Genomic DNA, 14,207 nt, shown 5'->3' with positions numbered 1-14,207 from the left:
TTGTAAACAAAAAGGGCCCCTGACTAAATGTCAGGCCTTTTTGTTTTACCTTGCAATGAATGATTCCGTATTCTTTTTAATGGTGAGAGGATAGATAGCCTTCATGATACTACCAAGCTATTCGCATTATGTGCTGGTCATGTGTACAATTAAATAGAGAACACTGACAAAAGGGAGTGTTATAGATGGATTTAGGATTAACGGGAAAAGCAGCCTTTGTTGCAGGTTCCAGTAAAGGACTCGGCAAGGCAAGCGCACGGGAGCTGGCACGCGAGGGTGCGAATGTCATCATTTCAGGACGGAACGAAGCAGAGCTTCAGCGGACGCAGGCGGAATTACTGGAAACAGCGAGTGGCCGCGTTGAATATGTAGTTTGCGATGTAACAAAACCAGAAGATATCTCCCAGGCCATCCGCCGTACAGCTGATTTGTTTGGCACCGTTGATATTTTGGTTAACAATGCGGGTGGGCCTCCTGCTGGTACCTTTGATGATTTTACTGATGAAGTGTGGATGCAGGCCTTTGAACAAAATTTACTTAGTCATATCCGGTTGATCCGTGAGGTGTTACCCTATATGAAAAAACAACAAAGCGGTAGGATATTAAATATTGCTTCTTCCTCAGTTAAGCAGCCAATTCCGGGACTAATCATTTCAAATACGCTACGTACTGGAGTCGCTGGATTGGCGAAAACATTGTCTCTGGAATTGGCTCCTCATAATATTCTGGTACATACTGTAGCACCGGGGAGAATTGCAACCGATCGCGTGCGTAGCTTGGACGAGCATCGAGCTGAGAAAACCCAGCAAACGACGGATCAGGTTCGAAAACAAGCAGAAGAGGGCATTCCATTGGGGCGGTATGGAGAGCCTGAAGAGTTCGGTAAAGTTGTTGCTTTTCTGGCGTCTTCAGCTTCATCCTATTTGACAGGGAGCACCATCCTTGTGGATGGCGGAATGATTAAATCGTTATAAAATAAAGAAGCGTGCCAGCCTCAGGTTTAATAGGGGGCTGGCACGCTTTTTTAAAATTTATTTAGGGAGTTGGAAATGTTCATTCAAGGACTGTTCAGCTCTCGCGGCCTGGAAGTTCACAACCCTCATCCGTACATACACCACCTGCATCCTGTTTGGACGAGCTGCCACTTATCATAGTGAAAGGTGAGCGTCCATCCCATGCTTTTTGAAGTGCGTCATGAAATACTTCCTCCGGCTGGGCACCAGAAACGGCAAATTTTCGATCAAATACAAAGAATGGTACACCCTGAACACCCAACTCAGCGCCTTCGGCTTCATCAGCTCTAACTTCGTCGGTAAAACGGTCACTGGCTAATATAGCAGCCGCTTCCTTTTGATCTAGACCAACTTCAGTAGCCAGCGCTGCCAGCACTTCATGATCCCCTGTATGCTTGCCTTCGATGAAAACAGCATGGAATAAGCGCTCGCTCAGCTCCAGCATTTTGCCTTGTGTTTGAGCCCAAAGTGTTAAGCGGTGAGCATCAAGAGAGTTCGTCGGCACCATGGCATGAATATTATACTCAAGACCCGCAGAGCGTGCATTTTCGTTCATTCGATCATTCATAGCCTGAGCCTCTTGCAGACTGACCCCATATTTAGCGGCTAGTTCTTCATTGATCGTTTTACCACTATCTCTCACAGCACCCGGGTTCAATTCGAAACTCTTAAATGTCAATTGCACCTCATCGTGATGTGGAAATTTCTGTAACACTTGCTCCAAACGGCGTTTACCAATATAACAGAACGGACACATATAATCAGACCAAACTTCAATATTCATCAGGGATAAGCCTCCATGTATACGTATTTTATTGTGTAACCGGGAGCATTGCTCCTCACTTTAGAATGTGTATAAAGGTGAAACTTCATTAGTTACAATAAGAATTATAAAGCTAAAGGATTCAACGTGCAAATAATTAATGCTTGTCAAAAAATTAATGCTGTGATATTTTATATGTGTAACCGGTTACACATTGGAGTTGAACCTACACTATGACAACAATTAAAGAAGTCGCCAGCTTTGCAGGGGTTTCCGTAGCAACCGTATCCAGAGTTATTAATGAAACTGGGTACGTACACGAGGATACACGTCGAAAGGTTGAGGCTGCTGTGAAGCAGTTAAATTACAAGCCTAATGAAGTTGCACGTTCTTTGTATAAAAAGAAATCTAGATTAATAGGTCTCTTGCTGCCGGATATTACGAACCCGTACTTTCCCTTGTTAGCCCGTGGGGTAGAGGATCGAATGCAGGAAAATGATTTCCGGATTATTTTCGGTAATAGTGATGAAGATCGCCAAAAAGAATTGGATTACATGGATACTTTTGTTCAAAATAATGTCGTTGGTGTTATTTCTTCTACCAATGATCCCGATGCCGATTGTTACGCAAAATTGAAGATCCCGGTCGTTTTTCTCGATCGAACTTCCAGTGACAGCCTCTCCGTATATGCAGATGGAGCCCATGGCGGTTGCTTGGCTGCTCAAGAAATGGTTGCACGCGGCAGCAAACAAATTACAGTCATGCAGGGCCCTGCACATATTCGTCCAGCACAAGACCGTTTTCGCGGGGCGGTTGAAGAGCTTCAGCAATCCGGAATTGCTTACCATGTGGTCGAGACAACGTCCTTTTCGTTCAAGGAGGCCGAGTCGTGGGCCAAAGAGCTGTTTAGCAAGTATCCCGATACGGACGGAGTTATCGCAAGTAATGATATCGTGGCTACAGCGGTGATGCATGAGGCACATAGATTAGGAAAGAAAATCCCGGATGATGTTCAAATTATCGGGTTTGATGATATACCACTAAGTAGTTTGTTATTCCCGCCTTTGTCAACGATTCGACAGCCTGCTTATGAAATGGGCTGGGAAGCAGCAGGACTACTCATTCAGTTGATTGAGCATTCGCAAGTAACGAAGTCAAGTGTACCTAATCTTCATTCGAAAGTACTTACCTATTCAAGCATACAATTGCCCGTCAAATTTATAGAACGGGATACAACGAGAAGGGTGGATAATGATGGCTAAAATTTCGATTATCGGAAGCAGTTCTATGGATCTCGTAGTTACTTCGTCCAAACGTCCCGGTGCTGGTGAAACGGTATTGGGTGAAAGCTTCACAACCGTACCTGGAGGTAAAGGAGCCAATCAGGCAGTAGCCGCAGCACGACTCGGAGCCGACGTTACGATGATTGGACGAGTAGGGGATGATCATTTTGGGAAGCAGATTTTACGTAATTTTGAAGAAAATCATGTTCATACTGATTATGTGAAACCGGTTACACATATGGAAAGCGGTACAGCGCATATTATACTAGCTGAAGGCGATAACAGTATTGTCGTGGTAAAAGCAGCGAATAATGAAGTGACACCCGCCTATGTGGAAGAAGCGCTTGACGTCATCCGAAGTTCGGATATTGTGCTAATTCAACAGGAAATACCAACAGAAACGGTTGTTTACGTAAGCGAGATTTGTGCGAAATACCAGATACCCTTGTTGCTAAATCCAGCCCCGGCTCGTGAAGTGGAGGAAAGCGTAATTGCGAATGCGACCTACATTACGCCTAATGAGCATGAAGCTGCCATTATGTTTAAGGATTTAAGTCTTCAAGAAGCGCTGCGCAAATATCCCAACAAGCTGTTTGTGACTGAGGGCAGCAACGGTGTACGGTTCTTCGACGGAGAACAGGAAGTCGTGGTTCCTACTTATAAAGTAGAAGCTATTGATACGACAGGTGCAGGAGATACGTTTAACGCTGCTTTTGCAGTGGCTTTAGCTGAAGGAAATTCGCTGGCAGACAGTGTGAAATTTGCTAATCGTGCTGCGTCATTATCCGTTACCAAATTTGGAGCCCAAGGTGGAATGCCAACCCGTCGTGAAGTGGAGGAGCAAATATAATATGAAGAAACATGGAATCCTAAACAGTCATATATCCAAAATACTGTCGGATCTCGGCCACACTGACTATATTGTCGTGGCTGATGCTGGCTTACCTGTTCCTGAAGGCGTTACCAAAATTGATTTGGCCCTTAAACTGGGTGTTCCATCCTTTCAGGACGTCGTTGATGTCATTGCAGCAGATATGGTGATCGAAAAAGTAACGCTGGCCGAAGAAATCAAACAAGAAAATGAGCAAGCATTACAGTATATTATGTACAACTTTGCAGGGGAGCAATTAGAACAGCCACAGATTAGTAAGCAGGTTGCTGTCATTGAATTTTGCTCTCATGAACAATTCAAGGAGCTGACCCGTTATGCAAAGGCGATCATTCGTACAGGAGAAGCTAAACCGTATGCCAATTGTATTTTGCAGGCAGGAGTCCATTTTGGATAAATCAATGTTGAATAAAAAGGAGGGTACAGCATGCAGATTCAAATGAAAGGAATTCACAAAGCCTTTGGAACAAATCAGGTACTGAGTGGTGTTCACTTTGATCTTCGTGAAGGAGAAGTACATGCCCTCATGGGTGAAAATGGTGCAGGCAAATCAACGCTGATGAATATCCTAATCGGACTGCATCGGCGAGATGAGGGAACGATCATCATTGACGGCCAGGAAACCTATTTTGCTGACCCCAAAGAAGCGGAGCAAAAAGGAATTGCTTTTATTCATCAGGAACTGAATGTGTGGCCGGAGATGACTGTGCTGGAAAATCTGTTTATCGGCAAGGAAATGACCTCCAAGTGGGGCTTACTAGATAGCTCCAAAATGAAAGCGCTAGCAAATGAACAATTCAGCAAGCTTTCGGTAAACCTTCCATTGAACGGTGAAGCAGGCGAGTGTTCAGTGGGTCAACAGCAGATGATTGAAATTGCCAAAGCACTCATGACAGATGCTAAAGTTATCGTGATGGATGAGCCGACAGCCGCCTTAACCGAACGGGAAATTCAGAAGCTATTCGAGGTTATTACTTCCTTGAAAAAAGTTGGTGTTTCGATTGTGTATATTTCACATCGGATGGAGGAAATATTCGCGATCTGTGATCGGATTACCATCATGCGTGATGGGAAAACGGTGGATACTCAGGCGATTCCCGATACGAATTTTGATGAGGTTGTACGGAAAATGGTAGGTAGAGAGCTGACTGAACGCTACCCGGTAAGAACGCCTGCTTTGGGAGAAGTGGTGCTGGAGGTCAAAAATGCTTCGCATAAAGGGTTGTTTGAAAATGTGAATTTCACTGTACGATCTGGGGAAATTGTAGGTTTTTCAGGCTTGATGGGCTCGGGACGGACCGAGATCATGCGTGCGTTATTTGGACTGGATGCTTTGGATCGTGGTGAGATTCATGTGCGTGGAAAAAAGGTGTCTATTCGTAAACCGGATGATGCAGTGAAACTAGGGATTGGCTTCATTACAGAAGACCGAAAAGATGAGGGTTTGGTGCTGGATTTTTCTATCCGGGAAAATATGGTACTGCCGAATCTGTTCAGTTTTACTTCAAAAGGATTTATTTCAGGTAAAAAAGAATTGGATTTTGTTAACACTTTAATTAAGCGCTTACAAATAAAAACCCAATCGGGCGAAACAACGGTTCGCAGTTTGTCAGGTGGTAACCAGCAAAAAGTGGTTATTGCCAAATGGGTAGGTATTGGTCCGAATGTACTTATCCTTGACGAACCGACTAGAGGTGTGGATGTGGGAGCCAAGCGGGAAATCTACCAGTTAATGAACGAGTTGACCGAACGTGGAGTCGCGATTATCATGGTATCCTCGGAACTCCCTGAGGTACTCGGCATGAGCGATCGTATTGTCGTGGTGCACGAGGGAAAGATCAGCGGAGAGCTGAGCAGGGAAGAAGCCACACAAGAAAATATTATGACGCTAGCTACAGGAGGACAGTAATATGACAACTATGAATGAATCAAAAAGCAGCAAAGGCTTTCAAATGTCACAAATCACACAGAAGCTTGGCCCATTGTTGGGGCTCATTATTTTGGTAATCATTGTATCGGTCTTAAATCCCAGCTTTTTGGAACCGCTTAATATTTTGAATTTATTGCGCCAGGTATCCATTAATGCGTTGATTGCGTTCGGCATGACCTTCGTTATTCTCACAGGTGGAATTGATTTGTCAGTCGGCTCCATATTAGCACTATCCAGTGCGTTTGTCGCAAATATGATGCTGGCCGGGTTCGATCCTATTTTGGCGATTATCATCGGTTGTGCATTGGGTGGCGTGATGGGGATGGTCAACGGCTTGATGATTACGAAAGGTAAAATGGCTCCGTTTATCGCTACACTAGCAACCATGACTATTTTCAGAGGATTGACACTCGTTTATACCAACGGTAACCCTATTACAGGACTCGGAGACAGTCTGGTATTTCAATTGTTCGGACGTGGCTATCAGTTCGGTATTCCGGTTCCAGCGATTACGATGCTCATTACCTTTGCTGTTCTATGGATCATTTTGCATAAAACACCATTCGGACGCAAAACGTATGCCATTGGTGGTAACGAGAAGGCTTCAATTGTATCTGGTATTAAAGTACCGCGTGTAAAAATCTGGATTTATTCTCTGGCTGGAATGCTTTCCGCGTTGGCGGGAGCTATCTTGACTTCACGTTTGAACTCGGCGCAACCGACAGCAGGTACTTCTTATGAATTGGACGCCATTGCGGCTGTCGTATTAGGTGGAACAAGCCTCTCGGGAGGACGCGGACGAATCGTAGGTACATTAATTGGTGTGCTTATCATCGGTACGCTAAACAATGGCTTGAACTTGCTGGGGGTTAACTCATTTTATCAAATGGTGGTAAAAGGGATCGTCATCGCTATTGCTGTATTGATTGACCGTAAAAAATCCGCATAATACACCTAATCTGCGTAGAAGGAGACACATAAATATGAAAAAGCTTACATTAATCATGACTGCCTTGCTGCTCCTGCTCATGACAGGGTGTTCCTTGGAACCGCCCGAATGGGCGAAACCTAAAGCGGCCGCGAACCTGAAGGACATTAAAATCGGCTTGTCGATCTCAACACTGAATAATCCATTCTTCGTCTCTCTCAAAGACGGAGTTGTGGCAGAGGCCAAAAAACAAGGAATGCAGGTCATTGTTGTGGATGCACAAAATGATTCGGCGAAACAAAGGATGATCTGATCCAACAGGGAGTAAACGCGTTACTCATTAATCCGACAGATTCTTCGGCCATTTCCACTGTGGTACAATCAGCGAATGCATTGAACATCCCGGTGATTACACTGGACCGTTCTGCTGACAAAGGAGACGTAAAAGCACTTGTCGCTTCAGACAACGTAGAGGGAGGACGAATGGCTGCCCGATATGTGATTGATCAAGTTGGAAAAGGTGCCAAAGTGGTCGAGCTGGAAGGTGTTCCAGGAGCATCCGCTACCCGTGAACGCGGAAAAGGATTTCATGAAGTAGCAGATAAGGATCTGAAAGTCATAGCTAAACAATCGGCCGATTTTGATCGGACGAAAGGCTTGAACGTGATGGAAAATCTGCTGCAAGGCAATCCGGACGTTCAGGCTGTATTTGCCCACAATGATGAAATGGCGTTGGGGGCCATCGAAGCAATCCAAAGCTCAGGTAAGGACATTCCAGTTATCGGTTTTGACGGTAACGAGGATGCGCTTAAATCAATTAAGGAAGGGAAACTGACAGCCACCGTAGCTCAGCAACCCGAGCTTATTGGTCAATTGGCGGTGCAGGCAGCCAAGGATGTACTTCAAGGTAAAACCGTGAAAACATCCATTCCCGCTAAGCTGGAGTTAGTGGATCAATCGAAATAAAAAGGGCGCTTGACCCAACATATTAAGCTATTCGGACTGATGCTGTAATGCGCATCAGTTCTTTTTTTGGCTATTCTACGATGACGATACATACACATAAATGGAAGTTTTTTATTTTTGTATTGTAAGAAGAGACGGTAAAAGATAGAATAACAATTATATGATAATGAGAATCACTATCATATTATGAATTGTATATATCTAAGGAGGACGTATATTGTGCAACAAAGGTACAGATTAAAATGGGAATCCACGCTTTGTCTTGTGGTTCTTTTGATGGTTGTATTGAGTGCATGTGGAAACGCAGCTAGCAACAACCAGACAAACGACAAGACCAGCACTAATGATCCTTCCGGACAATCCAAAACGGTTGCCATGCGCGAATATACTGATGCTACTGGTAATAAGATCAGTATCCCTGCAAATCCACAGCGAGTTGTCACGACACAATATTTGGATGCTATGCTGGCCTTGGGAGTTAAGCCTGCTGGTGCTGCTTCCCATTTGTTGGAAGGCGACTATTTAAAAGGTAAGATTGACGGAGTTGCGGATATTGGGAACCCGACAAATGTAGAAAAGGTGCTGGAGTTACAACCGGACCTGATCATCACAACAGAATATACCACGCCAGAAGTGAAGGAGCAGCTGGAGAAAATTGCTCCAACCGTAGTCGTTTCGTTTGGAGATGGCGACGTATTTGAGCAACTGCGGAATGTCGCAGCCGTGCTGGGTAAGGACAAGGAAGCCGAGCAGTGGATCGCTAGTTTCAACAAAAAGGCTGAAGAAGGTCGAAAGAAGCTGGCTGGAAAATTCAAAAAAGATGAAACGGTTACGATTTATATGGCCTACGATAAGAATGTGTTAAGGGTATACGGAGCGCGGAATGTAGGACATGTTATTTACCGTTCACTGGAATTGAATCCTCCTGAGTACATACGCCAGAAGCTGGCGAAGGACCCGAGATTTAATTATGTTTATGATGTTATTTCAATGGAAAAGCTGCCTGAACTATCAGGAGACCGAATTATTATGCTGGTTTATGATGAAGCGAGCAAGGACGGAATGCTTAAGCAAATTGAACAAAGTGCACTGTGGAGAAATCTTCCGGCTGTCAAGAACCACAAAGTGTATTTCATCAAAGCAGATCCGTGGTTTACGTACTCACCGCTAGCCGTTGACCAATCTCTGGATGAGGCCGTTAAAATGTTTTCCGTAGATCCGAAGTGATCAGTTCAATTGAAATTAGAAAGGAGAAGTCATGACTATGCTTAGACGATTTTTTGAATACTACCGTCCTTACCGGACTTTGTTCATCATTGATTTCTCTTGTGCCTTGCTGGCAGCACTGCTGGAGTTAGCTTTTCCGCTTGCAGTCAACCGGGTGGTCGATGATTTGCTACCCAGTGGGAACTGGAAATGGATTTTATATGCCTGTCTAGCTCTACTCGGTATTTATGTCATAAGTGCTGCGCTGAATTACGTAGTTACCTATTGGGGACACAAGCTGGGTATTAACATCGAATCGGACATGCGTAAAAAGCTGTTTGATCGGGTACAAAAGCAATCTTTTCGCTTTTTTGACAATAACAAAACAGGGCATCTCGTTTCCCGTATGACCAACGACCTGATGGATATTGGGGAAATTGCCCACCACGGACCCGAAGATTTGTTCATCGCGTTGATGACACTGGGGGGAGCCTTTGGTATCATGCTCAGCATTAACTGGAAGCTGGCTGTACTGACTTTCATCATTGTACCCCTCATGATTTACTTGTCTCTTTATTTCAGCCGTAAAATGTCTGCTGCTTTCCATCGTATGTTTTCTGATATTGCAGATTATAACGCTCGCATTGAAAATAATGTCAGCGGGATTCGCGTTGTTCAAGCGTTCTCCAACGAAGCACATGAAATGGAACGTTTTGCTGAGAATAATGGACGTTTTCGTAAAACGAAGCTGATCGCGTACCGGATTATGGCCTGGAATTCCTCGATTAGTTTTATACTAATGAAGCTGGTTTCATTGTTTGTGCTTGTGTGTGGAACATGGTTTGTTATCGAAGGGCAGATGACCTACGGGGAATTTATCGCATTTGTGATGCTGTCTAATGTATTCCTGGGGCCAATTAAACAAATTAATTCTGTCATCGAAACGTATCCGAAAGGGATTGCCGGCTTCCGACGGTACCTGGATTTGCTGGAAAGTGAATCGGATGTAGAAGATCTGCCTGGGGCCAAGGCGGTTAGCCATCTTAACGGAGATATTCAATTTGAATGTGTAACGTTTGGTTACGAGAACAAAGATAAGGTATTACGCAAAGTAGACCTATCTATCCATGCAGGTGAAACCGTAGCACTTGTAGGTCCTTCAGGAGCAGGTAAAACGACACTTTGCAGTTTGTTGCCTCGCTTCTACGATGTTGAGGAAGGTAGCATTACCATTGATGGGATGGATATCCGTGAAATGAAGCTGGATTCGCTGCGATCCATGATTGGTATCGTACAGCAGGATGTATTCCTCTTTGATGGAACGATTCGTGAAAATATTGCTTACGGTAAGCTTGATGCTTCGGAAGAAGAAATCTGGGATGCTGCTCGTCGAGCTCAGATTGAAGACCTTGTTCGCTCATATCCGGATGGTCTGGGTACAATGATCGGTGAGCGAGGTGTAAAGCTCTCCGGTGGTCAAAAGCAACGTTTGTCTATTGCCCGGATGTTCCTTAAAAATCCGCCTATTCTCATTTTAGATGAAGCGACATCAGCATTGGATACAGAGACAGAAGCCGCGATTCAGCAGGCGCTGACAGAGCTTTCCCAAGGTCGCACGACACTCGTTATCGCCCATCGTCTGGCAACAATCAAAAATGCTGACCGCATTATCGTAGTTGCAGATCAAGGAATTGCCGAGCAAGGCAGACATGAAGAGTTATTGGCAGTAAAAGGAGCATATAGTCGCCTGCACCAAGCTCAATATGGAACGTAAATAGGCCGATATGACACCGTAAATAGAGAGAGGAAGATTGGGCTTGATAAAGAAAATGTGGATTGTGATGATGCTTCTGTCAGTCACTTTAGTTCTTACCGCCTGTAGTGGAAACGTGAAGCAACCGGATGAAAAGCAGAATAAAACTTCTAGTGAACAAAAGTCAGAGGAAATGAAAACAGTCAAAACGATTCATGGAGATATTAAGATTCCGGTTCACCCTCAGCGGATTGTAGTAGATATGTACCAGAATGATTTACTAGCACTAGGGATTAAACCTGTGGGAAGTGTTAAATATTATCTGGATAATCCGTTTTCGAAGGAGCTTGTGCAGGGCATTGCAAGCATTGGAGATCGCGGCAGCGTATCCATTGAAACAGTATTGACTCTGGAGCCTGACTTGATTCTAATTGGTTCCAAAGATGCTTCTGAATATGAAAAATATAGTAAAATTGCTCCGACCATCGTCATTCCTTATGGAACGTATAAGAATGTGCATGAGGAACTGACAGCTTTTGGTGAGCTACTTGGAAAAGAACAGGAAGCCAAAACATGGCTTGCCCAATACGATCAGCGGATGCAGGCCGCACGTGACAAGCTAAAGGGAATTATTCAGCCTGAGGATACGTTCACCGTAATGGAAGCTTCGGATAAAGAATACTATGTATATGGTGATAATTTTGGCAGAGGAGGACAGGCCGTATACAGAGGACTCAATTTGACACCTCCGCCGCTTGTCCAAAAAGAATTATTAGGTGAGACTCAATGGAAATCGGTGTCAAAAGAAGTCATTAATCAATATGCAGGCTCTTATATCTTTCTGACGGTTAACAAGGATTTGAGAGGTTATAAAGGAGACAGCATATGGAAATCACTGAATGCGGTCCGGCAAGGTAAGGTTTTTGAGCTTCAGGAGGATCGATATTGGTACTTCGACCCGATTGCCATTGTAGGACAAGCTGAGGAAATCGCAGGTATGATCGTCCAGCGGAATAAAGAGAACGCCGCACAGAAGTAGTCGCTTCGGTGTTGTTCTTAGCCCTTTGGTATTTATGCCGAAGGGCTTTATTTTTTCACAATAGGGTAGAGCATTAGGCACTCCTCGAAATTTGCTATTGAAGCTATTGCCACATTAATTTACAATAGTAAAGATTGCGTGATAATAATTCTCATTATCAACATCATCTTCAACACAGTTCGTGATAGCTACATACTATTCAACAGTAAGGGTGAACAATAGTTATGAAATTATCAGAATCATCAGATGGCCCCGCTCAAAGTAAACATAACCAGTCGCCGACTCAATTCCACTCGCGACCTTGGGCGGCTTCGCTTATCCTGACAGCTGGGCTTGGACTTTTAGCGTTCGGTATCGCGCTATCCCTATCTTTTGGTGCAGCCTCTATTAGGCTAGAAGAGGTATGGAACGCCGTTTTTCATTTTAAACCCGAGTTGCAAAACCATCAAATTATATGGGAAATCCGTCTACCTCGGATTCTGGGTGGGGTTTTAATCGGAGTTTGCTTTGCCGTAGCAGGTGCAATTATGCAAGGAATGACTCGAAATCCGCTTGCTGACTCGGGCTTGCTTGGACTGAACTCGGGAGCCAGCTTGGCGATGGCGATTTGCTTTGCCCTTTTTCCCGGCTCTTCCTTTTTACAGTTAATGTTGTATTCCTTTGTTGGTGCAGCTCTGGCTGTTGTGATGGTATATGGTACAAGCTCCATATCCAAATCAGGTCTTACGCCAGTTCGTCTTGTATTGGCGGGTGCAGCTGTCACGGCATTGCTGTCTGCCTTAGGAGATGCGATCAGTTTGTACTTTAATGTTGGGCAGGATTTGGCCTTTTGGTATGCCGGAGGTCTTAGTGGAACCAAGTGGGTTCAGCTCGGTATAGTTTTGCCTTGGGTTGTGGCAGCTTTTATTGGCGCTCTCATGTTGTCGCGCTCCATTACGCTGCTTAGTCTGGGAGACGAAATTGCGTTGAGTCTTGGTCAGCGAACTGGGGTGGTAAAGGTAGTTGGAATGATTCTTGTTCTGATTCTGGCGGGTGCAGCGGTGTCGTTGGTTGGTTCTATAGGTTTCATAGGATTGATTATCCCCCATATAACCCGCAAGCTGGTTGGCGTCGATTATCGCTGGATTATTCCATGCTCAGCCATTATGGGAGCTTTACTCATTGTGTTTGCCGATCTGGCAGCCCGTATGATTAACGCGCCTGAGGAAACACCGGTGGGCGTACTTATTGCCTTAATTGGGGTTCCATTCTTCCTTTATCTGGCACGTAAAGAAAGGAGGGCACTGTAAGATGAATAACGTTACGAATGGGGCTATTGCCAAAGCTAGTCATCGTAAAAAAATCCATGATTGGATGGTTGTTGTCATTCTGCTCATATTGCTCATTGCTGCGTTCACCATAAGTACGAATACGGGAACTATCCGGCTTTCCCCAATGGAGTTATTTAGAACCTTGTTTGGACAAGGGACTCCACAGCAGGAATTAATCCTATTTGAATTCCGATTGCCACGAATGGTTATTTCCCTTCTAATCGGTGCAGGTCTCGCTGTTTCTGGCTGCATCATGCAAGGGGTTTCGCGTAACGGTCTAGCGGATCCGGGTATTCTGGGGATTAATGCGGGTGCTGGGTTGATGGTCATGCTGTTTGTATTGCTTTTTCCATCTATGCAAACTACGAATTCATTGTTTTTACTTCCCGCTCTTGCGCTGATTGGATCAGGAGCAGCTGCTATTCTGATCTACGCGCTTTCTTACAAGAAAGGCGAAGGGATTTCCCCGACAAGGCTACTACTGAGCGGAATTGGCGTAGCGGCGGGTATCAGTGCTGCGATGATCATTATGACTCTTAAGCTGACACCTGAAAGTTACACGTCTGTAGCTAATTGGTTAGCAGGAAGCATCTGGGGCTCAAACTGGAAATTCGTAATGGCTCTGTTGCCTTGGCTGATTGTATTGCTTCCTTTTGCATACTACAAAGCAAATGTGATGAATGTGCTTAATCTGGGAGATCAGACGGCATCGGGGTTGGGTACACCTATCGAAAAGGAACGTATTCTCCTTCTCGCTGCTGCGGTTGGATTGGCCAGTTCTAGTGTTTCGGTTAGTGGCGGTATCGGCTTTGTCGGTTTGGTGGCTCCACATTTGGCGAGAAAGCTGGTGGGTCCGAAGCATAAAATGCTGCTGGTAACCTGTGCTTTAGTCGGAGCACTCCTGGTACTTGTAGCGGATACGATCACACGATCTTTACCTTTACAGAAAGAAATTCCGACAGGTTTGATTGTAGCCATCCTTGGTGCGCCATACTTCTTATATCTGCTGAGTCGCTCCAAAGGGTAACATCACGAAAGAGTACCACCTGTCAATTAAAGGATACGCAAACAAATAACCTTCAACACCACTAAGCAAGTGGGGCTGAAGGTTATTTGTTTCATTTAAT

Annotated in this window: 12 protein-coding genes and 1 pseudogene; 12 read left to right on the top strand and 1 reads right to left on the bottom strand. The window is 44.7% G+C overall.

Annotated features, from left to right (window positions below):
* Positions 1-185 precede the first annotated feature (185 nt).
* A complete protein-coding gene (locus ACYCS5_RS28800; RefSeq protein WP_029517480.1) occupies positions 186-974 on the top strand; it encodes an SDR family oxidoreductase in 789 nt (262 codons plus the stop codon).
* A 94-nt stretch (positions 975-1,068) separates the two neighbouring features.
* On the opposite strand, the gene ACYCS5_RS28795 is transcribed toward ACYCS5_RS28800, so the two are convergent.
* On the bottom strand, positions 1,069-1,797 hold the full coding sequence (locus ACYCS5_RS28795; RefSeq protein ID WP_318627308.1) for a DsbA family oxidoreductase: 729 nt from the start codon (positions 1,795-1,797) through the stop codon (positions 1,069-1,071).
* 212 nt (positions 1,798-2,009) lie between these two features.
* Here ACYCS5_RS28795 and ACYCS5_RS28790 point away from each other — a divergent pair, with 212 nt between their 5' ends.
* The 11 genes and pseudogenes from ACYCS5_RS28790 to ACYCS5_RS28740 all read left to right on the top strand — a co-directional run bounded on the left by ACYCS5_RS28790 (position 2,010) and on the right by ACYCS5_RS28740 (position 14,107).
* On the top strand, positions 2,010-3,038 hold the full coding sequence (locus tag ACYCS5_RS28790) for a LacI family DNA-binding transcriptional regulator (protein WP_069011760.1): 1,029 nt from the start codon (positions 2,010-2,012) through the stop codon (positions 3,036-3,038).
* Entirely contained in the window at positions 3,031-3,909 is an 879-nt protein-coding gene (gene rbsK / locus ACYCS5_RS28785) for a ribokinase (RefSeq protein WP_069011915.1), read from the top strand. Before ACYCS5_RS28790 ends, rbsK begins: the two co-directional genes overlap by 8 nt.
* A 1-nt stretch (position 3,910) precedes the next feature.
* Positions 3,911-4,345 (top strand): D-ribose pyranase, encoded by a 435-nt coding sequence (rbsD, locus tag ACYCS5_RS28780; protein ID WP_322252716.1) that lies wholly within the window; start codon positions 3,911-3,913, stop codon positions 4,343-4,345.
* A gap of 30 nt (positions 4,346-4,375) precedes the next feature.
* Positions 4,376-5,857: a sugar ABC transporter ATP-binding protein gene (locus tag ACYCS5_RS28775; protein ID WP_340885597.1), complete on the top strand. Its 1,482-nt coding sequence runs from the start codon at positions 4,376-4,378 to the stop codon at positions 5,855-5,857.
* A gap of 1 nt (position 5,858) precedes the next feature.
* On the top strand, positions 5,859-6,827 hold the full coding sequence (locus ACYCS5_RS28770) for an ABC transporter permease subunit (RefSeq protein ID WP_013310465.1): 969 nt from the start codon (positions 5,859-5,861) through the stop codon (positions 6,825-6,827).
* A 34-nt stretch (positions 6,828-6,861) separates the two neighbouring features.
* Positions 6,862-7,772, top strand: a pseudogene (rbsB, locus tag ACYCS5_RS28765) (ribose ABC transporter substrate-binding protein RbsB).
* A gap of 219 nt (positions 7,773-7,991) precedes the next feature.
* Complete coding sequence (locus ACYCS5_RS28760; RefSeq protein ID WP_459760562.1) at positions 7,992-8,999, top strand: ABC transporter substrate-binding protein; 1,008 nt, start codon at positions 7,992-7,994, stop codon at positions 8,997-8,999.
* Positions 9,000-9,036: 37 nt separating this feature from the next.
* On the top strand, positions 9,037-10,752 hold the full coding sequence (locus tag ACYCS5_RS28755) for an ABC transporter ATP-binding protein (protein WP_459760561.1): 1,716 nt from the start codon (positions 9,037-9,039) through the stop codon (positions 10,750-10,752).
* Positions 10,753-10,789: 37 nt separating this feature from the next.
* Positions 10,790-11,770, top strand: coding sequence for an ABC transporter substrate-binding protein (locus ACYCS5_RS28750; protein ID WP_459760560.1), 981 nt, complete (start codon positions 10,790-10,792; stop codon positions 11,768-11,770).
* A gap of 224 nt (positions 11,771-11,994) precedes the next feature.
* Entirely contained in the window at positions 11,995-13,059 is a 1,065-nt protein-coding gene (locus ACYCS5_RS28745) for a FecCD family ABC transporter permease (RefSeq protein WP_459760559.1), read from the top strand.
* Position 13,060: 1 nt separating this feature from the next.
* Complete coding sequence (locus ACYCS5_RS28740; RefSeq protein WP_459760558.1) at positions 13,061-14,107, top strand: FecCD family ABC transporter permease; 1,047 nt, start codon at positions 13,061-13,063, stop codon at positions 14,105-14,107.
* The last annotated feature ends 100 nt before the right edge of the window (positions 14,108-14,207 follow it).

The sequence above is a fragment of the Paenibacillus sp. SEL3 genome (assembly GCF_054602585.1).
This window is presented reverse-complemented; position numbering and strand designations above follow the sequence as displayed.